The organism is Janibacter sp. UYMM211 (assembly GCF_040547045.1).
GTDB classification, from domain to species: Bacteria; Actinomycetota; Actinomycetes; order Actinomycetales; family Dermatophilaceae; genus Marihabitans; species Marihabitans melonis.
In genome coordinates this window covers 731,432-751,398 of record NZ_JBEPOY010000001.1, presented here as the reverse complement: position 1 = coordinate 751,398, position 19,967 = coordinate 731,432, and the positions used below count along the sequence as shown (strand labels likewise).

Annotated in this window: 20 protein-coding genes; 11 read left to right on the top strand and 9 right to left on the bottom strand. The window is 73.8% G+C overall.

What is annotated here, in order from left to right; translation table 11 throughout:
* Positions 1-6: 6 nt before the first annotated feature.
* A complete protein-coding gene (locus ABIB53_RS03350; protein ID WP_068277406.1) occupies positions 7-858 on the bottom strand; it encodes a serine protein kinase RIO in 852 nt (283 codons plus the stop codon).
* A gap of 180 nt (positions 859-1,038) precedes the next feature.
* Between ABIB53_RS03350 and ABIB53_RS03345 the strand changes: the two genes are divergently transcribed.
* From ABIB53_RS03345 to ABIB53_RS03330, 4 genes are all read left to right on the top strand, one after another.
* Positions 1,039-2,241, top strand: coding sequence for an acyl-CoA dehydrogenase family protein (locus tag ABIB53_RS03345; RefSeq protein ID WP_068277408.1), 1,203 nt, complete (start codon positions 1,039-1,041; stop codon positions 2,239-2,241).
* Between the two features lie 59 nt (positions 2,242-2,300).
* The gene (locus tag ABIB53_RS03340; RefSeq protein WP_354587120.1) at positions 2,301-3,173 is read left to right on the top strand and encodes a trypsin-like serine protease; all 873 of its coding nucleotides are present in this window, start codon (positions 2,301-2,303) and stop codon (positions 3,171-3,173) included.
* An 84-nt stretch (positions 3,174-3,257) separates the two neighbouring features.
* The gene (locus tag ABIB53_RS03335; RefSeq protein ID WP_068277412.1) at positions 3,258-3,845 is read left to right on the top strand and encodes a general stress protein; all 588 of its coding nucleotides are present in this window, start codon (positions 3,258-3,260) and stop codon (positions 3,843-3,845) included.
* A gap of 70 nt (positions 3,846-3,915) precedes the next feature.
* Positions 3,916-4,908, top strand: a complete 993-nt coding sequence (locus ABIB53_RS03330) for a hypothetical protein (protein WP_354587119.1) — start codon at positions 3,916-3,918, stop codon at positions 4,906-4,908.
* A 130-nt stretch (positions 4,909-5,038) separates the two neighbouring features.
* On the opposite strand, the gene pdxT is transcribed toward ABIB53_RS03330, so the two are convergent.
* Positions 5,039-5,665, bottom strand: a complete 627-nt coding sequence (gene pdxT / locus ABIB53_RS03325) for a pyridoxal 5'-phosphate synthase glutaminase subunit PdxT (protein WP_354587118.1) — start codon at positions 5,663-5,665, stop codon at positions 5,039-5,041.
* Positions 5,662-6,609 carry a pyridoxal 5'-phosphate synthase lyase subunit PdxS gene (gene pdxS, locus ABIB53_RS03320; RefSeq protein WP_354587117.1) on the bottom strand — a complete coding sequence of 316 codons (948 nt, stop codon included), beginning with the start codon at positions 6,607-6,609 and terminating at the stop codon, positions 5,662-5,664. Before pdxS ends, pdxT begins: the two co-directional genes overlap by 4 nt.
* Positions 6,610-6,694: 85 nt before the next feature.
* Here pdxS and pdxR point away from each other — a divergent pair, with 85 nt between their 5' ends.
* Both pdxR and ABIB53_RS03310 read left to right on the top strand, forming a co-directional pair.
* Positions 6,695-8,164 carry a MocR-like pyridoxine biosynthesis transcription factor PdxR gene (gene pdxR, locus ABIB53_RS03315; protein ID WP_354587116.1) on the top strand — a complete coding sequence of 490 codons (1,470 nt, stop codon included), beginning with the start codon at positions 6,695-6,697 and terminating at the stop codon, positions 8,162-8,164.
* A gap of 37 nt (positions 8,165-8,201) precedes the next feature.
* Positions 8,202-8,939, top strand: coding sequence for a PIG-L deacetylase family protein (locus tag ABIB53_RS03310; protein WP_354587115.1), 738 nt, complete (start codon positions 8,202-8,204; stop codon positions 8,937-8,939).
* Here ABIB53_RS03310 and ABIB53_RS03305 read toward each other — a convergent pair.
* The 3 genes from ABIB53_RS03305 to ABIB53_RS03295 all read right to left on the bottom strand — a co-directional run bounded on the left by ABIB53_RS03305 (position 8,936) and on the right by ABIB53_RS03295 (position 12,217).
* The gene (locus ABIB53_RS03305; RefSeq protein WP_229299361.1) at positions 8,936-9,577 is read right to left on the bottom strand and encodes a cation diffusion facilitator family transporter; all 642 of its coding nucleotides are present in this window, start codon (positions 9,575-9,577) and stop codon (positions 8,936-8,938) included. The genes ABIB53_RS03310 and ABIB53_RS03305 overlap by 4 nt on opposite strands.
* Entirely contained in the window at positions 9,550-11,040 is a 1,491-nt protein-coding gene (locus ABIB53_RS03300; protein WP_123092152.1) for an aminopeptidase P family protein, read from the bottom strand. The genes ABIB53_RS03305 and ABIB53_RS03300 overlap by 28 nt, the downstream gene beginning before the upstream one ends.
* 91 nt (positions 11,041-11,131) lie before the next feature.
* Complete coding sequence (locus ABIB53_RS03295) at positions 11,132-12,217, bottom strand: hypothetical protein (RefSeq protein WP_354587114.1); 1,086 nt, start codon at positions 12,215-12,217, stop codon at positions 11,132-11,134.
* A gap of 280 nt (positions 12,218-12,497) precedes the next feature.
* Between ABIB53_RS03295 and ABIB53_RS03290 the strand changes: the two genes are divergently transcribed.
* Complete coding sequence (locus ABIB53_RS03290; protein WP_354587113.1) at positions 12,498-13,415, top strand: hypothetical protein; 918 nt, start codon at positions 12,498-12,500, stop codon at positions 13,413-13,415.
* Positions 13,416-13,552: 137 nt separating this feature from the next.
* Here the strand turns inward: ABIB53_RS03290 and ABIB53_RS03285 are convergent, their stop codons facing one another.
* The gene (locus ABIB53_RS03285; RefSeq protein WP_354587112.1) at positions 13,553-14,608 is read right to left on the bottom strand and encodes a MaoC family dehydratase; all 1,056 of its coding nucleotides are present in this window, start codon (positions 14,606-14,608) and stop codon (positions 13,553-13,555) included.
* Positions 14,609-14,755: 147 nt separating this feature from the next.
* Between ABIB53_RS03285 and ABIB53_RS03280 the strand changes: the two genes are divergently transcribed.
* Positions 14,756-15,547, top strand: coding sequence for an enoyl-CoA hydratase/isomerase family protein (locus ABIB53_RS03280; RefSeq protein WP_354587110.1), 792 nt, complete (start codon positions 14,756-14,758; stop codon positions 15,545-15,547).
* Between the two features lie 3 nt (positions 15,548-15,550).
* Here the strand turns inward: ABIB53_RS03280 and ABIB53_RS03275 are convergent, their stop codons facing one another.
* Together ABIB53_RS03275 and ABIB53_RS03270 are read right to left on the bottom strand one after the other, a co-directional pair.
* Complete coding sequence (locus tag ABIB53_RS03275; protein WP_354587109.1) at positions 15,551-16,669, bottom strand: hypothetical protein; 1,119 nt, start codon at positions 16,667-16,669, stop codon at positions 15,551-15,553.
* Positions 16,659-17,168, bottom strand: a complete 510-nt coding sequence (locus ABIB53_RS03270) for a SigE family RNA polymerase sigma factor (protein ID WP_354587108.1) — start codon at positions 17,166-17,168, stop codon at positions 16,659-16,661. The genes ABIB53_RS03275 and ABIB53_RS03270 overlap by 11 nt, the downstream gene beginning before the upstream one ends.
* Positions 17,169-17,308: 140 nt before the next feature.
* Here ABIB53_RS03270 and purU point away from each other — a divergent pair, with 140 nt between their 5' ends.
* The 3 genes from purU to ABIB53_RS03255 all read left to right on the top strand — a co-directional run bounded on the left by purU (position 17,309) and on the right by ABIB53_RS03255 (position 19,917).
* A complete protein-coding gene (purU, locus tag ABIB53_RS03265) occupies positions 17,309-18,190 on the top strand; it encodes a formyltetrahydrofolate deformylase (protein WP_224766846.1) in 882 nt (293 codons plus the stop codon).
* Between the two features lie 34 nt (positions 18,191-18,224).
* Entirely contained in the window at positions 18,225-19,073 is an 849-nt protein-coding gene (locus ABIB53_RS03260; RefSeq protein ID WP_354587107.1) for a PHP domain-containing protein, read from the top strand.
* 70 nt (positions 19,074-19,143) lie between these two features.
* Positions 19,144-19,917, top strand: a complete 774-nt coding sequence (locus ABIB53_RS03255) for a ParA family protein (protein WP_068277444.1) — start codon at positions 19,144-19,146, stop codon at positions 19,915-19,917.
* Positions 19,918-19,967: the final 50 nt, after the last annotated feature.

The following is a 19,967-nucleotide window of genomic DNA, read 5'->3' as shown; positions in this document are numbered from 1 at the left end:
CGGATCTCACCCGAAGGCTGCCGCGCACACCTCGCCGACGAGCTCCTCGACGTCGACCTCGAGACCGCGGCGCACGAACCACGTGCACATCGTGCGCAGGTCCCGGTCGAGGAAGTCCATGCCGCGCGGGTTGCCGACGACGTCGACGACCTGAGGCCAGTCGATGACGACGAGGTCGCCGTCGCGGACGAGGACGTTGTACGGCGAGAGGTCGCCGTGGGTCCAGCCGAGCTCGACGAGGTCGAGCATGAAGCCCCGCAGCTGCTCGAAGAGGTCGGCGAGCTCGTCGGGGCCGGGGCGCAGCTGGACGAGGCGGGGTGCCACGGCGCCGTCGCTGCCGACGAGCTCCATGAGCATCTCGGTCTCGTCGAGCTGGACGGGGTAGGGGACCGGCAGGCCCTCGGCCCACAGCCGAGAGAGCGTGGCGAACTCCGCCATCGCCCACTGGCCGGCGATCATCTCCTTGCCGAAGGCGGTGCGGCGGGCCATCGCCCGCATCTCGCGGCTCTTGCGCACCCGGCGGCCCTCGAGGTAGCCGGAGTCGCGGTGGAAGAGGCGGTGGTCGGCGCTGCGGTAGCGCTTGGCCGCCATGAGGCACGCGCGACCGGTGCCGGGCACCCAGCGCCGCACGAGGTGGACGTCGGCCTCCTTGCCGGTCTTGAGCACGCCGAGATCGGCGTCGACGGCGCCGAGGTCGGTGACGACCCACTCGGGCAGCGGACCGGGGCCGTGGCTGGCGCGGTCCCACGAGGTCCAGCGCTCGCCCTCGGGCGGGGCGTCGGGCGCCGAGTCGACGGCGAAGGCGCCCGCCGGGGCGAGTCCCTCCCGCGCGGGGAGGTGGAAGGGTTGGTGAGCCATGCCGTCCAGGGAAGCGCTGCACCCCTTCGCCCGACAACCGAATTACCGGCTGCGGGCGGCTCGCAGCGTGTCCCATCCCACGCCCGGCGGGCCTGTCCCCGCGACGGTGCGCTGAGGCAGGATCGAGGAGTTCTCGCGCGCCCCGGCGTGCCCCCCAGACGCGAAGGCGGCTCATCGATCATGTCCCGACTGCAGACGACCGACGGCCTGAGCGAGGAGCAGCACGACCTGCTGGGTCTGGTGCGTGAGTTCGTCGACGAGCAGATCATCCCGGTGGCTCAGCAGCTGGAGCACGCGGACGAGTACCCGCAGGGGATCGTGGACCAGATGAAGGAGATGGGGATCTTCGGTCTGATGATCCCCGAGGAGTACGGCGGGCTGGGTGAGTCGCTGCTGACGTACGCGCTGTGCGTGGAGGAGATCTCGCGGGGCTGGATGCCGGTGTCGGGGATCATCAACACCCACTTCATCGTGGCGTACATGATCCTCAAGCACGGCACGACCGAGCAGAAGGAGCACTACCTGCCGAAGATGGCCACCGGGGAGATCCGGGGGGCCTTCTCGATGAGCGAGCCGGGGCTGGGCTCGGACGTGGCGGGGATCAAGACCAAGGCCGTGCGGGACGGGGAGTCCGACGACTGGACGATCACGGGTCAGAAGATGTGGCTGACCAACGGCGGCAGCGCCAACCTCGTCGCGGTGCTCGTCAAGACCGACCTGGGCGCGGACAGCGCGCACAAGAACATGACGACCTTCCTCGTCGACAAGACCGAGGGCTTCGGCGAGACCGCGCAGGGCGTGACGGTGCCGGGCAAGATCGAGAAGATGGGTTACAAGGGCGTCGACACCACCGAGCTCGTCCTCGACGGGCACCGCACGAGCACCGCGCAGATCCTCGGCGGGGAGCCCGGTCGCGGCTTCTACCAGATGATGGACGGGGTCGAGGTGGGCCGGGTCAACGTCGCGGCGCGGGCGTGCGGGCTGGCGATGCGGGCCTTCGAGCTGGGGGTGGCGTACGCGCAGCAGCGCGAGACCTTCGGCAAGAAGATCGTCGACCACCAGGCGATCCTCTTCCGCATCGCCGACATGGCCGCCAAGGTCGAGGCCGCCCACCAGCTCATGGTCAAGGCGGCGCGGCTGAAGGACAAGGGCGAGCGCAACGACCTCGAGGCCGGGATCGCGAAGTACATGGCCGCGGAGTACTGCGCCGACGTCGTGGGCCAGTCCTTCCGCATCCACGGCGGGTACGGCTACTCCAAGGAGTACGAGATCGAGCGCCTGTACCGCGAGGCCCCGATGCTCCTCATCGGCGAGGGCACCGCCGAGATCCAGAAGATGATCATCGGCCGCTCGATCCTCAAGGACTACCCCGCGAAGGGGTGAGCGGGGGGTCTACCCTCCTGCCAGCCGGGTCGCTCGGCCCGCCCCTCGAGAGGACACCCATGAAGCGCTCCACCATCGTCGCCGCCGCCGGTGCGGTGACCCTGCTCGCCGCCTCGCCAGCCGCGGCCATCAACACCTACAACGCCCAGCCCGCCCCGGAGCGCACCGAGGTCGGCGCCTACCTCGCGCTGTGGGACACGACCGGCGACGGCGTGCCCGACCGCTTCGACTGGCGGTGCAGCGGGACGATGGTCGACGACGACACCTTCCTCACGGCGGCGCACTGCACCGACGGCTCCCCGGCTGGCACCCGGACCTTCGTCTCGCTCGAGGAGGACGTGCAGAGCCTGCTCGACGAGCACGCCGACCTGTCGCCGAGCGCGCAGGCCGATCTCTTCCTCGCCAACGGCTGGGTCGTCGAGGGCGACCCGCACCAGGACGCGCGCTACCCCGGCCCGGCGAGCGACACCGCCGACATCGCCGTCGTCGACTTCGCCGGGCGCGACGTCACCCCGGCGGACGTCTGGGACTTCACGCCGGCGACGCTGCCGAGCGCGGGCCAGCTCGACCGGGTCGGCGGGACGACCCTGGCGCGCGCGCCGTGGACGGTCGTCGGCTACGGCACCGCCGAGGCGCAGAACGGGCCCGGCGGTCACACGCACCCCGGTGGCGGCGTGCGGCTCAAGGCCAGCGAGGGCTTCAACGCCCTGACGAAGAGCTGGGTGCGCCTGTCGATCAACGAGTCGAAGGGGTACGGCGGCGCCTGCTACGGCGACAGCGGCGGCCCGAACTTCGTCACCGTCGACGGGCGGCAGGTCCTCGCCGGGACGACGATCACCGGCGACGTGCCGTGCAAGGCGACGAACGTCGTCTACCGCCTCGACACCGCCCCCGCCCGGGCCTTCCTCGCCCCCTTCGTCACCCTGCGCTGACCCCGCGACGGGCCGTGCCCGGGTCGGGTGACCGGGGCGCGGCCCTCACAGCCCTCGTCCAGCGGACGGTGAGACAATCGCACCATGAGCCAGACCCCGCTGACCGCGGCCCGTCAGCAGATCCTGCACCTGGAGTTCCCCCAGTCGCTCGGCACGTACGACGCGTACCCCGAGGCGCAGCAGGCGGTCGACTTCCTCGCCGACCGTGAGTTCCCCGTGCAGGACGTCATGATCGTCGGGACCGACCTCAAGCAGATCGAGCGCGTCACCGGACGCCTCACGACCGGGCGCGTGCTGCTCGGCGGGGCGCTCTCGGGCGTGTGGATCGGTGTCTTCGTCGGGCTCGTCTTCGCCGTCTTCGAGGGCGGCGAGCAGTTCCTCGTGCGGATGCTCTCGACGATGATCATCGGTGCCTTCTTCGGGCTCGTGTGGGGCTGGCTGGGCTACAAGGCGACCGGCGGGCAGCGCGACTTCACCTCGGTGAGCCAGGTCGTCGCGACCCGGTACGAGGTCCTCGTCGAGCACCGCCACGTGCAGCAGGCGCGCGAGCTGCTCGCCGAGCACGACCCGATGCGTGCCGCCGTCGAGAAGGCCCGCATCATGCGCGAGGAGGCCGACCGCGCCGCGGCGGCCCGCGCGGCGCGCGAGACGCGCGACCACCCGCGCGCCTGATCCTCCCCGGGGGAACCAGAGCTGCGCCGACGGCGTCGAAGGGGGACCACCCCCGCCGTCAGGAGCCGTCATGGCATCTCCTCGTCCGACCATCGCCCTCGTCGTGGGCGGCCTGCTCGCCGCCGGGCTCGCCGGTACGACCGCCGCGTCGGCTCGTGCCGGTGACGGCTCGCCCGTGGCGACACCCCCGCCGCCCGCTCTGCTGAGCTGCCCCGCCCGTTACGACGGGACCGAGGACCGCCCTGTCGTCCCGACGTACGACGCGCCGGACGGCTTCGACCCGGGTGATGCCCTCGCACCGGCACAGACGCCGAGGCGCGCGCTCGTCTGCCTCTACGCGGCCGGGACGAACGCCGAGCCGGCCCCGCCCCCGCGTCCGCTCTCCGACGAGCTCGAGCTCACCGGCGGCCTGGCGCAGGTGGCGACCGACCTGTCCGGGGCGCCGGAGAGCGGCAGCTTCGACGGGTGCGGGGAGGTCGGCGGGCCGCTCACCCATCAGCTCGTGGGGCTGGAGTACCCGACCGGCACGGTGTGGGTCTCGGCGACCGACGAGGCCAACGCGTGCGTGCTCGGCTCGAACGGCGACTTCACGACCGACGGGGCGGTGGGTCGGCAAGTCGCGAAGGCGGTCGCCGACGGGGGCTGGGTCGTGCCGACGCAGGGCGAGCGGCCGGTGTGCGGCGCCACCGAGGCGGTGGGTCGTGCCGGGGTCGACTCCGAGCTCGTGCCGGCGGACCCGGTCGCCCTGTGGGTGTGCCGCGTCGACACCGACGTACCGGGCCGGAGCAGCGGGACCTTCGCGGTCCTGCGGGCCGACCGCCCACGCCTGCTCGCGGCGCTCAGGGCGCTGCCCACCCGCGCGGCGTCGGGCGACCTGCTGTGCGTCGACGACACCGCCGACCGCTGGCAGGTCGAGGCGCGCTACGAGCGGGGAGCCCCGGTCGTCCTCGACGTCACGACCGGCGCGTGCGGCCCCGGCGGGGTCGTGAGCAACGGCGCGCTCGAGGCCGACGTCTCGGGCGAGGTCGTCGCCCTCCTGCGCCGGACGACCACCCAGCCCTGACCCCCCTTCGCCCAGCTCTGACCCCCCTTCGCCCAGCTCTGACCCCCCTTCGCTGAGGTATGGCAATCCGTCGTCAGAGCGAGCCTCCGGCGACCGATCTCCATACCTCGGCGAAGGGGGAGGGGGCGGGTCAGCGGGTGAGGGCGGGGGCTGGGGCGTCCGAGCGGATCTGCGCGAGCAGGGCCTCGTGGGCGGCGGTGTCGCCGGTGAGCTCGGGGTGCAGCGAGATCGCGAGGACCGCGCCGCATCGCACGCCGACGACGCGGTCGACGCCGTCGACGGCCATCGTCGAGACGACCTCGACACCCGGACCGACGTCGAGCACCTCGGGGGCGCGGATCGCGGCGGCCCGGATGCGGTCGGGGCCGCCCGGCACCCGCCAGCTCGCCCACGTCTCGACGGAGTCGACCTGGCGCCCGAAGGCGTTGCGGCGCACGGTGACGTCGAGGACGCCGAGGCTGCGCTGACCGGGGGCGGGGTTCTCGACACGCGCGGCGAGCAGGACGAGCCCGGCGCACGTGCCGAGGGTGGGCAGCCCGCCGCCGACCGCCTCGAGCAGCGGTTCGCGCAGGCCGGCCACGTCGACGAGACGGTCGAGCACCGAGGACTCTCCGCCGGGGATCACGAGGGCGTCGAGCCCGACGACGTGCGCGGGGGAGCGGACCGGGACCGGCGTCGCGCCGAGACCGGCGAGCATCCGCTCGTGCTCGGCGACCCCGCCCTGCAGGGCGAGGACGCCGACCCGGGCCGCGCTCACCAGCCGCGGTCGGCGAGGCGGTGCGGCGCCGGGATGTCGGCGACGCTGATGCCGACCATCGCCTCGCCGAGCCCGCGCGACGCGGCCGTGATCGCCTCGACGTCGTCGTAGAAGGTCGTCGCCCGCACGATCGCCTCGGCGCGGGCGGCGGGGTTGCCGGACAGGAAGATCCCGCTGCCGACGAAGACGCCCTCGGCGCCCATCTGGCGCAGCATCGCCGCGTCGGCCGGCGTCGCGATGCCGCCGGCGGTGAACATCACGACGGGCAGCCGGCCGGTGCGGGCCACCTCGGTGACGAGCTGGATCGGCGCGGCGAGCTCCTTGGCGCGGGTGTAGAGCTCCTCTGGCGCGCTCGCGTGGAGCGCCTGCAGCTGGGCGATCTCGGAGCGGATGGTGCGGATGTGCCGCACGGCCTCGGAGACGTCGCCGGTGCCGGCCTCCCCCTTCGAGCGGATCATCGCGGCGCCCTCGGCGATGCGACGCAGCGCCTCGCCGAGATTCGTCGCGCCGCAGACGAAGGGGACCTCGAAGGCGTGCTTGTCGATGTGGTGCGTGTAGTCGGCCGGGGAGAGGACCTCGGACTCGTCGACGTAGTCGACCCCGAGGTGCTGCAGGACCTGCGCCTCGACGCTGTGGCCGATCCGGGCCTTGGCCATGACGGGGATCGAGACCGAGTCGACGATCTCGGAGATGAGGTCGGGGTCGGACATGCGCGCGACGCCGCCCTGCGCCCGGATGTCGGCGGGGACGCGCTCGAGGGCCATGACGGCCACGGCGCCGGCGTCCTCGGCGATGCGCGCCTGCTCGGCGGTGACGACGTCCATGATGACGCCGCCCTTGAGCATCTCGGCCAGACCGCGCTTGACGAGGTCGGTGCCGGCGCGGGGCCCGTCGGCGCTCGGGGTGGTCGGGTCGGTCGGGCGAAGGGGGGTCTGCGTGCTCATGCGGACAGCGTGCGTCGCGAAGTGGTCCAGCGAGAAGATCCAGAACGACGGATCTGAGATGGACCACTTCGAGTAGCGTGGGGGCGTGAGACATCCCCACGACGTCGACCTGCCGCTCGTCGTCGACCGCGGTGCCGGCACCTCGCTCGTCGTCCAGATCGCCGACGGGGTCCGACGTGCCATCGAGTCGGGTGCGCTGCGCGGCGGGGACGTGCTGCCCTCGACCCGCACGCTCGCCGAGCGGGTCGGGGTCTCGCGGGGCACGGTCGTCGCCGCCTTCGACCAGCTGCACGGCGAGGGCTGGCTCGTCGCCGACCAGGGGGCGACCCGGGTCGACCCCGGGCTCGCCGACCACCCGGTACCCGGCCGGGCGACCCGGCCGACCTCGACCTCATCGGCCAGATCTGGGCGTCGGGTCGGCGCGTCCGTGGCCGACCTGCGCCCGGGGCAGCCGGACGTCAGCGGCATCGTCGACCCGACGTGGCGGGCGGCGTGGCGCGAGGCCGCTGCCGGGGCGGGCACCCAGCACCCGCCGCAGGGCTCGCCCGCGCTGCGCGCCGCGCTCGCGGAGCACGTCCGGGTCGCCCGGGGGACGGCCGTCGACCCCGATGCGGTCGTCGTCACCGCCGGGGTCCGCGAGGGCCTGCAGCTCGTCCTCACGACCCTCTCGCGGAGGGCCGGGCGCCCCCTTCGCGTCGTCGTCGAGGACCCCGGGTACCCGGCGCTGCGGCGGGTCGTCGCCGCCCTCGGGCACGAGGTCCGACCGGTGCCCGTCGACGGCGACGGGCTGTCCGTCGAGCTCCTCGACGACGAGCCGGGGGCCGACGTCGTCCTCGTGACACCCGGCCACCAGTACCCCCTCGGCGGCGCGATGCCCGTCGCCCGCCGGCTCGCGCTCGTGGGCTGGGCGCGGGCGCACGGGGCCGTCGTCGTCGAGGACGACTACGACGGCGAGCTGCGCTTCACGGGCGAACCCGTGCCGGCGCTGGCCGCTCTCGACCGGCGAGGGGGCGAGGACGACGGGGTGGTCGTCACCCTCGGGTCGTTCGCGAAGGTCCTCGCCCCCGGCATCGGGGTCGGTCACGCCCTCGTGCCCGACGGGCTGCGCCCGGACGCCCTCGCGCTGCGCGGCGACCTCGGCTCGCCGGTGCCCGCCACGGTCCAGGACGCGCTCGCTCACTACCTCGACGCAGGGGCCCTGCGGCGGCGCACCGGGAGGATGCGCCGCCGCTACCGGGCGCGACGCGATCTCGCCGTCGCTGCCCTGTCGGACCTGCCCGAGGCGCGCCTGCGTCCTATGGACGGCGGTCTGCACGGGGTCGTCGAGCTGCTCGGCGCCGACGCCGAGCGCGAGCATGCCGTCGTCGACGCCGCGGCCCGGGCCGGGGTGCTCGTCGCCGGCATGGGTGACTACTGGGCGGACCCGGGAGGTCTCGTCGTCAGCGCCGACCTGCCCCGGCACGGGCTCGTCATCGGGCTCGGCTCGCCCCATCTGGAGCGCGGGCTGCGCCGGCTGCGCCCGCTGCTCGCCGGTGCCGAGTCACCCGCCCGATAGCGGCTCGCCGGACGAGCGGGATCCCTACGCTGGCGGCATGAGCGAGCCCGAGCTGCAGCCCCTGGACGAGGACGGGATCGAGACGGTCCTGTGCGTCGTCGCCCACCCCGACGACATCGAGTACGGCACGAGCGCCGCGGTCGCCCGCTGGACCGACGACGGCAAGAGCGTCTCGTACTACCTGCTCACCCGCGGCGAGGCCGGGATCGAGGGCATGGACCCGGTCGACGCGGCTCCGGCGCGCGCCGACGAGGAGCGGGCGAGCGCCGCGGTCGTCGGCGTCGACCGGGTCGAGTTCGCCGATCTCGCCGACGGCACGATCGAGTACGGCATCCCCCTTCGCCGGCTCGTCGCCGAGCAGATCCGTCGAACCAGGCCCGATCTCGTCGTCAGCCTCAACCGGCACGAGGTCTTCGGGCCCGGGCAGCTCAACCAGGCCGACCACCGCGCCGTGGGCCAGGCCGTCATCGACGCCTGCGCCGACGCGGGCAACCGGTGGATCCACCCGGAGCTGGCCGCCGACGGGCTCGAGCCCTGGCACGTGCGGATGATCGCCTTCGCCGCCTCGCCCGAGGCGACGCACTACGTCGACGTCACCGGGTACGCGGAGCGGGCCGTCGAGTCGCTCGAGGAGCACCGGCTCTACAACGCGGCGCTGCCGGAGAGCTTCCCCAGCCCGCGCGAGATCGTCGAGGGCTCGCTCGGCGGGGGAGCGGAGCGTCTCGGCGACCCGGACATCACGCACGCGCTGCTGCTCGAGGTCTTCACCCGCTAGCCGATCGGCTCGCCGGCCAGCGCCCGCGCGTCGAGACGCTCGACCTCGCTGGCCTCCCACACCTCGTGGGCGGCGTGCAGGGCCAGTGCGATGATCGCGCAGCCGAGGACGAGGTCCGGCACGCCGGAGCCGGTCGCGACGGTGAGCGCTGCCATTGCGATGATCGCGAGGTTGACGAGGACGTCGTTGCGCGCGGACAGGAAGGCCGCCCGGCTCAGCGAGCCCCCGTGGCTGCGCCACGAGAGCAGGAGCCACGCGGACACCCCGTTGACGACCACGGCGCCGAGGGAGGCGAGGACGACCGGGCCCGCGTCCGGCGCGACGGGGTCGCCGACGCGCTGCACGGCCTGCCATCCCGCGACCAGCGCGGGGACGAGGATGACCGCCGCCATCGCCTTGCCCGCTGCCGCTCGGCGGGCCAGCGGCCAGCCCAGCGCCAGCGCGACGAGCAGGTTGATCGACGCGTCCTCGAGGAAGTCGACGCTGTCGGCGAGCAGCGCCACCGACCCCGCCGCGAGGGCGACCGCGGCCTCGACGACGAAGTACGCGAGGTTGAGCCCCGCGACGACGAGGACGACCCGGCGCAGCCGGGCCCTGTCGGCTGTGCCGGTCAGCGCCCCTGCACCTCGGCGATCCACGCCTCGACCTCGGCGGAGGTGTGCGGCCACTCGCCGGTGAGGTTGCGCGAGCCGTCCTGGGTGACGACGACGTCGTCCTCGATGCGCACCCCGATGCCGCGGAAGCGCTCCGGGACGAGCAGGTCGTCGGCCTTGAAGTACAGGCCGGGCTCGACGGTGAGGACCATGCCGGGGGCGAGCTCGGCGTCCATGTACTCGGCGCGGGTGGCGAGCGCGCAGTCGTGGACGTCGAGACCGAGGTGGTGGCTCGTGCCGTGCACCATCCAGCGGCGGTGGTACTGGCCGTGCTCGGTGTCGAGGGTGTCCTCGACGGAGACGCCCTCGGGGAGCAGGCCCCAGCCGTGGAGGCGCTCGGCGATGACCCGGATGGCGGCGGCGTGGACGTCGGAGAACTTCGCGCCCGGGCGGATCGCGTCGATGCCGGCCTGCTGCGCGTCGCACACGGCGTCGTAGACCTCGCGCTGCGCGTCGGTGAAGGTGCCGTTGATCGGCAGGGTGCGGGTGACGTCGGCGGTGAAGAGGCTGTCGACCTCGACCCCGGCGTCGAGCAGGAGCAGCTCGTCGGGGGCGATGTCGCCGGTGTTCTTGATCCAGTGCAGGGTGTTGGCGTGGTCGCCGGCGGCGCAGATCGAGTCGTAGCCGACGCCATTGCCCTGGTGGCGGGCGTGGAGGCCGAAGACGCCCTCGACCCAGCGCTCGCCGCGGCCGCGCTCGGCGACGGTCGGCAGCTCGGCGATGACGGCGTCGAAGCCGACGCGGGTCGCGTCGACGGCGTCCTGCATCTGCCCGAGCTCCCAGTCGTCCTTGACCATGCGCATCGTCGAGACGCGGTGGGCGAGCTCGTCGTCGGCAGCGGTGAGGGCCTCGGGCTGCGCGCCGTTCTGGGTGCGCAGCTCGTCGACGCGCGCGGTGAGGCTGGCCTCGGCGTCGCGCACGACGCGCACGGTGACGGCGCCCGCGTCCTTGCCGACCGCGTCGGCGAAGCCGTCGACGTGCGCACCGGTGAGGCCCAGCTCGGCCTCGACGTCCTCGATGCTCGGGCGGGCACCTACCCAGAACTCGCCGTAGCGAGAGTCGCCGAAGAACTCCTCGGTGTCGCGGCCGGCCAGCGGGCGGAAGTACAGGACGGACTCGTGCCCGCCCTGCTCCGTCGGCTCCATGACGAGCACCGCGTCGGGCTCGCGGTCCGCACCGAGACCGGTGAGGTAGGCGAAGGCGGTGTGCGGGCGGAAGACGTAGTCGCTGTCGTTGGAGCGGACCTTGAGACCACCGGCGGGGATGACGAGGCGGTCGCCGGGGAAGGCGGCCGACAGCTCGTCGCGGCGCACGGCGGCGCGGCGGGCCGCCTCGGTCAGCTCCGGCAGCTGCGTCGAGCGCGGGGCCCAGCCCTGCGCGACGAAGGTGCGGAACTCATCGGTGGTCGGGCGGGCGCGGTTCTCGGGCTTGGTCTGCTCTTCGCTCACCGGCCCATCGTGGCACGACCCGCCGTCAGGGCACCCGGCGACGGCGAAGGGGGACCCGACCGCACGCGGCCGGGTCCCCCTTCGCCTCGTGTCACTGGTAGAGGTCGACCACGGCGACGCTGCTCACGGTGCCGCCACCGAGGACCGTCGTGTTGCGGCCGGTCGACAGGTCGTGGCGGGCGAGGCGGACGGTGCCGGGGCCGTCACAGCTGGCGCCGCTGGCGAGGTGGTACAGGCCGTCGCCGACGACCGTCTGGACCTCGGTGTGGTCGCTCGGGACGCCGAGCGCGATCTCCGGCTCGCCCGCGGTGAGGCGGTGGGCGGTGGCGGGGCCGCAGCCGTTGATGCTCAGCGCGACCGTCCCCTTCGGGTGAGCCCAGGCGTCCATCCATCCGATGCCCATGCCACCCGTCGTCGTCGTGACCCGCGAGGAGGTGCCGACGAAGGGGACGCGCAGCACCTGCTCGGTGCCCCGGAGCGACCCGCTCGTCACCGAGCACGTCGCGACGAGACCGGCCGTGCCCCACCAGCGGGTCGGGGCGCACGCCGTGTAGCCCGTGCGGCCGGAGAGCGTGCTGATGGTGGCGCCGGTCCTCGCGTCGACGCTGCGCAGACGGCCGGAGCGGTTGAGCACGACCTTCGAGCCGTCGGGGGTGCTGATGACGCTCGGCGCGTCCAGGGTGCCGCGGCGGGGGGTGTGCAGCGTTCGCACGAGGGTGCCCCCGGGGCTGCGGACCTCGACGACACGGTCGGTCTCCTCCCAGCCGCGGACGACGACGACCTTCGACCCGGCGGCGTCGAGGTACCGGACCTGCTCCAGCTTCGAGACGGCGAAGGTGGAGCGCGTCCCCGCCGTCGTGTCGTGGGCGACGACCCGGGGGTCGCCGCCGCGACGGTCCACGGTGAGCACGCGGCGCCCGTCGGCGGAGACGTCGACGACGCGCTCGCCCCGACCGACCCGGCCGAGGACGGTCTTCGAGGTGCCGCCAGGGCTCGACAGGACGAGGTCCTGGCCGCGCCACGACGGTGACCCGGTCGGCAGGTGGGCGCTGACGCTCCAGCCGGGCGAGGCGGTGGGCGCCGCGTCGACGGCGGCCTGGGCCGAGGTGGCGACGGGTGCGACGAGGGCGGCGGTGGCGACGGCGAGCGCGGCGCGGCGGGCGGTGGTGCGGGTCATGGTGGGTCCTCCCCTGAGGTGAGCCAGCCCCTGCGGTGGCTCTGCCCTTCTGACTCCGGTCACGACGAGTCGGTTGTCGGGTGTGATGTCACGGTAAGGTCTCGTGTCGCAGACCGGGTCACCCGTCGCGGACCGGGACGTCCGCCCCGGACCGGGATGCCCGCCCCGGACCGGGACATGTCCCGGGGCGTGCCCGACGGCCAGGTCCGCGCAGGGTTGCCCGGCACGGGCCTGTGGATGACGCCGCGGTCGTCGTCGCGTCCCTCGCCACGATGGCGGGATGAACACACGGCTCCAGGCGCTGATGATCGGGCAGGCAGGGGTGTGCACCTCCACGCAGGCGCGCCGGTGCGAGACGAGCGAGGCCGATCTCGCCGAGCTGGTGCGACGGGGAGAGCTCGTCCGCGTGCGGCGCGACGCCTACGTCGCCGGCGAGATCTGGTCGGCAGCGACCCCCGAGGCGCGTCTGGCGCTACGGGCGCGAGCAGTGATGCTCGGCCGACCGAGGTCGAGCGCCTCGCACCAGGCCGCCCTTGCGCTGCACGGTCTGCCGCTCTGGGGGGTCGACCTGAGCAGGGTCGACCTCGTCGTGGAGGTCGACCGCCTCCGTCACCGCGACGGGGTGCGGCTCCACCCGTCGCGGGCCGGCGAGAGCCCGGTCCGGGCCGGCGGCGTGCGCTGCGTGCCGGTCGCCGTGGCGGTCGCGCAGGTGGGTCTCGAGGCCGGGGTGGCCCCGGCACTCGTGCCGCTGGACCACGCCCTGCGCACGTCCGTGTGCACGAGGGAAGAGGTCGCCGAGGCGTTCGAGCGCCGGGCCTCGGGCCCCCTTCGCCGTGAGAGGGGGCGCTCGGTGCTGGCCCTGGCCGACCCGGCCAGCGAGTCACCCGGCGAGACGCGGACCCGTCTCCTGCTCACCGACATGGGGGTGCCCTTCGAGAGCCAGGTCGACGTGCGCGGTCCCGACGGCCGGCTCGTGGGTCGGGTCGACTTCCTCGTGTCGGGCAAGGTCGTCGTCGAGTTCGACGGCCTGGTGAAGTACGAGGGCGCCCAGGGGCGAGAGGCACTCGTCCTCGAGAAGCGGCGCGAGGACTCCCTTCGCTCGCTCGGTCTCGAGGTCGTCCGCCTCGTCTGGTCGGACCTGGACCACCCGTTGCGGGTCGCCCAGCTCATCTCCGCCGCGCTCGTCCGCTCCGACTGACCGGGCACACCGCTCCGGACCGGGAAACCCGGCGGGGGACCGAGATTTGTCCCGGCCCGTGGCGGGTTTCCCGGTGCGCGGCGGCCAGCCCGGTCCAGTCCGTCGCAGCGGGGTCGGCGACGGGGGGGGCGAAGGGGTCAGCGGCGGGGGACGAGGACGGTGTAGTCGAGGTCGAGGACGACCTGAGGGAGGTAGCGGCCGTCCTCGCCGCGGTAGGGGAAGTCGGCGCACGGGAGGTCCTTCGTCGCGACCGTGCGCAGCCGCAGGGCGCCGACGTCGGTGCGCCCGGGCAGCTCGAGGACGTCGAGCACCTCCGACCACGCGTAGATCGTGTCTCCCGCGAAGGTCGGGTTCGCGTGCGTCCCCGCGTTGATCGCCGCGACCATCTGCGCGTTGGCGAGCCCGTTGAAGCTCAGCGCCCGCGCGTGGCTGATGACGTGCCCGCCGTAGACGAGCCGCCGGCCGATGGTCGTCCCCGACTGCGCGTGCTGGTTGAAGTGGACCTTCGCGGTGTTCTGGTAGAGCCGGGTGGCGAGCATGTGCTCGCTCTCCTCGATGGTCATCGCGTCGACGTGGTCGATGCGCTCGCCGACCTCGTAGTCGTCCCACAGGTGGGGCGACCCGGCGAGGACGGTGTCGTAGGCCCCCGCCGCGATCTCGAAGGGGACGTGCAGGTCCTCCGGGGCGACCGCACCCGGCAGCTCCGGCACGACTGTCTCCGGCGCCGGGGCGTCGACGTCACGCTTGTGCACCATCACCCAGCGCACGTAGTCGAGGACGGTCTCGCCGTGCTGGTTCGTGCCCACCGAGCGCACGTGGACGACACCGGTGCGTCCGTTGCTGTTCTGCTTGAGGCCGATGACCGTGCTGCGCGTGCTCACCGTGTCGCCGGGGTAGAGCGGCACCCCGAAGCGCCCGCCCGCGTACCCGAGGTTGGCGACCGCGTTGAGCGAGATGTCGGGCACGGTCTTGCCGAAGACGAGGTGGAAGGCGAGCAGGCTGTCGACCGGCATCCGCTCCAGGCCCATCGAGGCGGCGACGGTCGACGCGCTCGTCGCGGCGAAGCGCGACCCGTACAGCGCCGTGTACATCGCGATGTCGCCCTCGGTCACCGTGCGCGGCGTCGCGTGGACGATCTCCTGCCCGACCGCGAAGTCCTCGAAGTAGTTGCCGGCGACCGTCTTGGTGGACATGCATGACCTCTCGGGCGGGGGTGGGTGCGGCGGTCATCCTCGCACCGGGTCGGTGGGCGGCTCACCCCTTCGTGAGCCGTCTTACAGCGCGAAGGGGGACCCGCCCGCCCCGTCGGGCGGTCGGCCCGGACCTGCTAGAAGTGCCCTATGACGAGTGCTGCGACGCCCCTCATCCGACTCGAGCGCCACGACGACGGCGTGGTCGAGGTGGTCCTGGACCGGCCGGAGGCGATGAACGCCGTCTCGACGGCTATGGCCACCGCTCTGCGCGAGGCCGGGGAGGAGCTGCGCGAGGACACCTCGGTGCGCACGGTCGTCCTGTCCTCGAGCCACCCGAAGGCCTTCTGCGTCGGCGCCGACCTCAAGGAGCGCAACGGCCTGAGCGACGACGAGCTGCGGGCCCAGCGGCCCGGCAACCGGGTGGCCTACCGGGCACTGCTCGACCTGCCCGTGCCCACGGTCGCGGCCGTCGGCGGCTTCGCGATGGGCGGGGGCTGCGAGCTGGCGCTCACCTGCGACCTCATCGTCGCGGGGGAGGGGGCGGTCTTCGCGCTGCCGGAGGTCTCCGTGGGGGTGATCCCCGGTGCCGGTGGCACCCAGCTGCTCGCCCGCCGGGTGGGCTGGTCGCGGGCCGCCGACGTCGTCTTCACCGCCCGCCGGCTCGACGCGCAGGAGGCCTACCGGATCGGGCTCGCCGACCGGGTCGTGCAGGACGCGCGCGACGGGGCCCTCGAGCTCGCCGCGGGCATCGCCCGGCACTCGCCGATCGGGGTCCGCAACGCCAAGGCCGCGATGCGCGTCGGGCTCGACCTGCCTCTCGACGAAGGCCTCGACGTCGAGGACGCGCGCTGGCACGACACCGCCTTCAGCGCCGACCGGGCCGAAGGGGTGCGCGCCTTCGCCGAGAAGCGCGCACCCCGGTGGCCCGGGCTGGGGTGAGGGTCAGCGACGCTGGTCGCCGCCTCCTCCGTGGACGACGCCGTCGGCGTCGGTCCACCTGAGGGAGGCGGTGGCGCGACGGTCGAGGTCGGGCGACGGCAGCTCGGCGAACCATGCCCGGCGGCCGCCCGACAGGGTGACGAGGACGGCGTCGGCCTCGCCGCCCGACCCGCCAGGAGCGCTCCACCGTGCCGTCGCAGACACCGCGTCGGCGCCCTCGGGGAAGACGCCGGCGGCGCGGATCGCCGTGTCGTCGCCCCAGGACAGCGCGACGAGGTCGGTCCCCGTCAGCGGCGCGCTGACGCCCCCGACCCCTCCCTCGACCCCGATGACCCCGAGGGCCTCGTCGACGTAGAGCACGGCGTCGTGACCGGGGACCGGCGCCGACTGCGCCGGGCCGGGCCGGCCGTCGGGGAGGGCCGAGAGCACGCGACGGGACGAGTTGTCGTAGGAGAGAGTGCCGACGACGTCGGCGGCCCGGACCGTGCGGTCGAAGCGGACGGCGAAGACCCGCAGACCGCTGCCGCCCAGCTCGGCCCGGCCGGTCGTCGAGCCACCCTCGAGGTCGTCGTCGGCCCGTCGCTGGATGATCACGCCGTCCACCGAGGTGCTCGCGACGACGACGTAGTCCCGTGGGCCCAGACGCCGCGTCACGCCGGCGGTGCCGACGACCTCGTCGGTCCGCAGGTCGACCTGCGTGCGGTGGCCGCCGCCGGTCACGGAGACCCGGTCCGAGCCGTCGGCTCCCGCACCGGGGTCGAGCCGGAGGTCGTAGGTGACGCCGGGGACTCGGGACCCCACGAGGTACATGTCTGCCACCTCCAGCGTCGTGCGGACGAGTGCCGTCGCCGCGCTCGTCGACGTCGGGGCGGCGGGGTCGGTGCTCGCGCGGTCGCGGCTGCCGGGCAGCCCGAGCCAGACCCCGCCCACGACGAGCGCGGCCGCGGTGACGCCGGAGACGGCGGCCACGCGGCGCCGGGTGCGGGTGCGGCGGGCGCCGCCGATGACGGTCGCGGTGTCGATCCCCATGTCGGGCACGGGTGCCGTGTGGAAGAGCGCCTCGAGGTCGCCCTCCCCGAAGTCGCCCCCACCGGGTCCTCGGGTGTCGATGTCACTGCGCACGGCTGGTCCCCTCCTCCTGCGTCATCTGCTCGCGCAACCTGGCCAGGCCGCGCGAGCAGCTGCTCTTCACGGTGCCCACCGAGCAGCCGAGCGTCTGCGCCGTCTCCGCCTCGCTGAGACCGACGTAGTGACGTAGGACGACGGCCTGGCGCTCGCGCGGCGCGAGCGTGGCGAGCATGCGGTGCAGCGCCCGGGTGTCCTCGGGCTCCGCGTCGGTGACCGGCCGCTCGGCCGGCACCTCGGTGAGCGCCTCGCGGCGGCGGCGCCGCCACGTGTCGGTGTGCTCGTTGACCAGGCAGCGCCGGGCGTAGGCGACGGGGTCGCCACCTCGCAGCCGCGACCAGCGCAGGTACACCTTCTCCAGCGCCGACTGCACGAGGTCCTGGGCCTGGTGCGCGTCGCCGCACACCCAGTACGCGGTGCGCAGCAGCCGGGGCGACGCCTCGCGGACGAAGTCCGCGAACTCTGCCTCCACGGCGCCTGCGGCTCGGATGCCCATGCGCTCACCCCTTCGTCCTCGGCCCGGTCGGGCCTGCTCACCTCTACGACGTGGCGACCGGCCAGAAGGTTGAGATGCCGTGGCATCCTGCCGTGTCGGCCCGCACAATGGCCCGACCACCCGCCCGAGGAGACCCATCCGTGACCGCACCGGCCACCCCTTCGCCCGCCCCGACGACCGACGTCGTCCTCGCCCTGGCCTGCGCCGACCGCCCCGGTCTCGTCGCCGCCGTCTCCGGGTTCGTCTTCGAGCGCGGCGGCAACATCACCGAGAGCCAGCAGTACGGCGACACCCTCACCGGTGACTTCTTCATGCGCGTCGACTTCGCGGACGAAGGGGGAGTGGGCCTGGAGCAGCTGCGCGAGGACTTCGCGCAGGTCGCCGAGCGCCACGCGATGACGTGGCAGATGCACGACGCCCGCCGGCCGCTGCGCACCCTCGTCATGGTGAGCCGCTTCGGTCACTGCCTCAACGACCTGCTCTTCCGCCAGAGCACCGGGTCGCTGCAGGTCGAGATCCCCGCCATCGTCTCCAACCACCGCGACCTCGAGGGGCTGGCCGCGAGCTACGGCATCCCCTTCCACCACGTGCCGGTGACCGCGCAGACCAAGCCCGAGGCCGAGGCGCGGCTGCTCGAGATCGTCGACGAGCACGACGTCGAGCTCGTCGTGCTCGCCCGCTACATGCAGGTGCTCTCGGACGGGCTGGCGCGGCGGATGGCCGGGCAGGTCATCAACATCCACCACTCCTTCCTGCCGTCCTTCAAGGGCGCCAAGCCCTACCACCAGGCGCACCGGCGCGGGGTCAAGCTCATCGGCGCGACGGCGCACTACGTCACCCCCGAGCTCGACGAGGGGCCGATCATCGAGCAGGACGTCGCGCGGGTCGACCACCGCCTCGCGCCGGACGCGCTCGTCACCGCCGGGCGTGACGTCGAGGCGCGGGTCCTCGCCCGTGCCGTCGGCTGGCACGCCGAGTCGCGGGTGCTGCTCCACGGCGAGCGGACGGTCGTCTTCAGCTGACCGCGCTGTCGGGGCCAGCACGTAGGCTGGCGCCGTGATCGACCTGCACACCCACAGCCTGGTCAGCGACGGCACGGACTCCCCGACGTCGCTCGTCGCCCAGGCCGCCGAGGGCGGGCTCGACGTCATCGCCCTCACCGACCACGACACGACGGCCGGGTGGGACGAGGCGGCCGACGCGGCCGCGCAGCACGGCGTGGGACTCGTCCGCGGCGCCGAGCTGTCGACGAAGCACGGCGGTCGCAGCGTGCACCTGCTCGCCTACCTCTTCGACCGCGACCACCCCGAGCTGCGGGCCGCGATGGAGCGGGTCGTCGACGACCGGCTGCCGCGGCTGCGCGAGATGGTCGAGCTCATGGCCTCCGACGGCATCGACATCAGCTGGCCCGAGGTCGACGCCCTCCTCGTGCCGGGCACGACGCCCGGTCGCCCGCACATCGCCGACGTCCTCGTGGCGAAGGGGGTCGTGCCCGACCGCAGCGCGGCCTTCGGGCGCTGGCTGTACAACGGCAGCCCGTACTACGTGCGCCACTTCTCGCTCGAGACCGCCGACGCGGTGCGGCTCGTGCGCGAGGCGGGCGGGGTGCCGGTGCTCGCCCACCCCTTCTCGATCACCCGCGGCAGCGTCATCGGGGCCGACGACGTCCGCGAGCTCGCCGCCGGCGGGCTGAGCGGCATCGAGGTCATGCACCGCGACCACGACGACGCGGGGCGGGCCCTGGCCGCCGACCTCGCCGTCGAGCTCGACCTCGTCCCTACGGGCAGCAGCGACTTCCACGGCGACGGCAAGCCCAACCGGCTCGCCGAGCACACGACCTCCGCCGAGTCGCTCGCACGTGTCGAGGCTCTCGCCAGCAGCCCCGTCGCGGTCCTGCGGGCCTGACCCCGATCGGCACCCCGGCCTGAGACGATGGCCGCGGTCCCCCGACCGAGCCCGCACCCGGAGGAAGCCCGTGCCACGCAAGAAGAAGGCCGCGATCATCGCTGTCGCCAACCAGAAGGGCGGCGTCGCGAAGACCACCACCGTCGCCTCCCTCGCCGCAGCCTTCGCCGAGCACGGCAAGCGGGTGCTGCTGATCGACCTCGACCCCCAGGCGAGCCTGACCTTCAGCCTCGGCATCGACCCCGACGTCGTCGAGCTCTCGACCCACGAGGTCGTCCTCGGCCAGGCCGAGATCGGTGACGCGCTCGTCGAGGCCGGCGAGGGCATCGACCTGCTGCCCGCCTCGATCGACCTCGCCGGGGCCGAGGCGCAGCTGCTCACCAAGCCCGGCCGTGAGTTCGTCCTCTCCTCCGTCATCGACGAGGTGCGCGCCGACTACGACGTCGTCCTGCTCGACTGCAGCCCGAGCCTGGGCGTGCTCACCCTCGCCGCGCTCACCGCGAGCACCGGGCTCATCATCCCGATGCAGGCCGAGATGCTCAGCCACCGCGGGGTGGGCCAGCTGCTCGACACGGTGCGCGACGTGCGCCGCCTGCTCAACAAGAAGCTCGAGGTCATCGGCATCCTGCCGACGATGTACGACGGCCGGTCCAACCACGCCCGCGAGGTGCTCGCCGACCTCGGGGAGCGCTACGGCCTGCCCGTGCTCAGCCCGCCGATCCCGCGCACCGTGCGCTTCGCCGAGGCCCCTGCGATCGGTCGCTCGGTCCTCGACACGGCCCGCACGAGCAAGGGCGCCCAGGCCTACCGCGACGTCGCCGCGTCGCTCCTGCCCCGCCTCTAGACCCCCTCGAGAAGCCGGCACGCGCCCGGGTTGCAACCAGCGCGGGTGCC

What these genes read in the sequence shown, in the direction of transcription:
- ABIB53_RS03350 (WP_068277406.1), bottom strand. Translation starts at nt 858, where the DNA reads ATGGCTCACCAACCCTTCCACCTCCCCGCGCGGGAGGGACTCGCCCCG.
- ABIB53_RS03345 (WP_068277408.1), top strand. Translation starts at nt 1,039, where the DNA reads ATGTCCCGACTGCAGACGACCGACGGCCTGAGCGAGGAGCAGCACGAC.
- ABIB53_RS03340 (WP_354587120.1), top strand. Translation starts at nt 2,301, where the DNA reads ATGAAGCGCTCCACCATCGTCGCCGCCGCCGGTGCGGTGACCCTGCTC.
- ABIB53_RS03335 (WP_068277412.1), top strand. Translation starts at nt 3,258, where the DNA reads ATGAGCCAGACCCCGCTGACCGCGGCCCGTCAGCAGATCCTGCACCTG.
- ABIB53_RS03330 (WP_354587119.1), top strand. Translation starts at nt 3,916, where the DNA reads ATGGCATCTCCTCGTCCGACCATCGCCCTCGTCGTGGGCGGCCTGCTC.
- pdxS (WP_354587117.1), bottom strand. Translation starts at nt 6,609, where the DNA reads ATGAGCACGCAGACCCCCCTTCGCCCGACCGACCCGACCACCCCGAGC.
- ABIB53_RS03310 (WP_354587115.1), top strand. Translation starts at nt 8,202, where the DNA reads ATGAGCGAGCCCGAGCTGCAGCCCCTGGACGAGGACGGGATCGAGACG.
- ABIB53_RS03295 (WP_354587114.1), bottom strand. Translation starts at nt 12,217, where the DNA reads ATGACCCGCACCACCGCCCGCCGCGCCGCGCTCGCCGTCGCCACCGCC.
- ABIB53_RS03290 (WP_354587113.1), top strand. Translation starts at nt 12,498, where the DNA reads ATGAACACACGGCTCCAGGCGCTGATGATCGGGCAGGCAGGGGTGTGC.
- ABIB53_RS03285 (WP_354587112.1), bottom strand. Translation starts at nt 14,608, where the DNA reads ATGTCCACCAAGACGGTCGCCGGCAACTACTTCGAGGACTTCGCGGTC.
- ABIB53_RS03280 (WP_354587110.1), top strand. Translation starts at nt 14,756, where the DNA reads ATGACGAGTGCTGCGACGCCCCTCATCCGACTCGAGCGCCACGACGAC.
- ABIB53_RS03270 (WP_354587108.1), bottom strand. Translation starts at nt 17,168, where the DNA reads ATGGGCATCCGAGCCGCAGGCGCCGTGGAGGCAGAGTTCGCGGACTTC.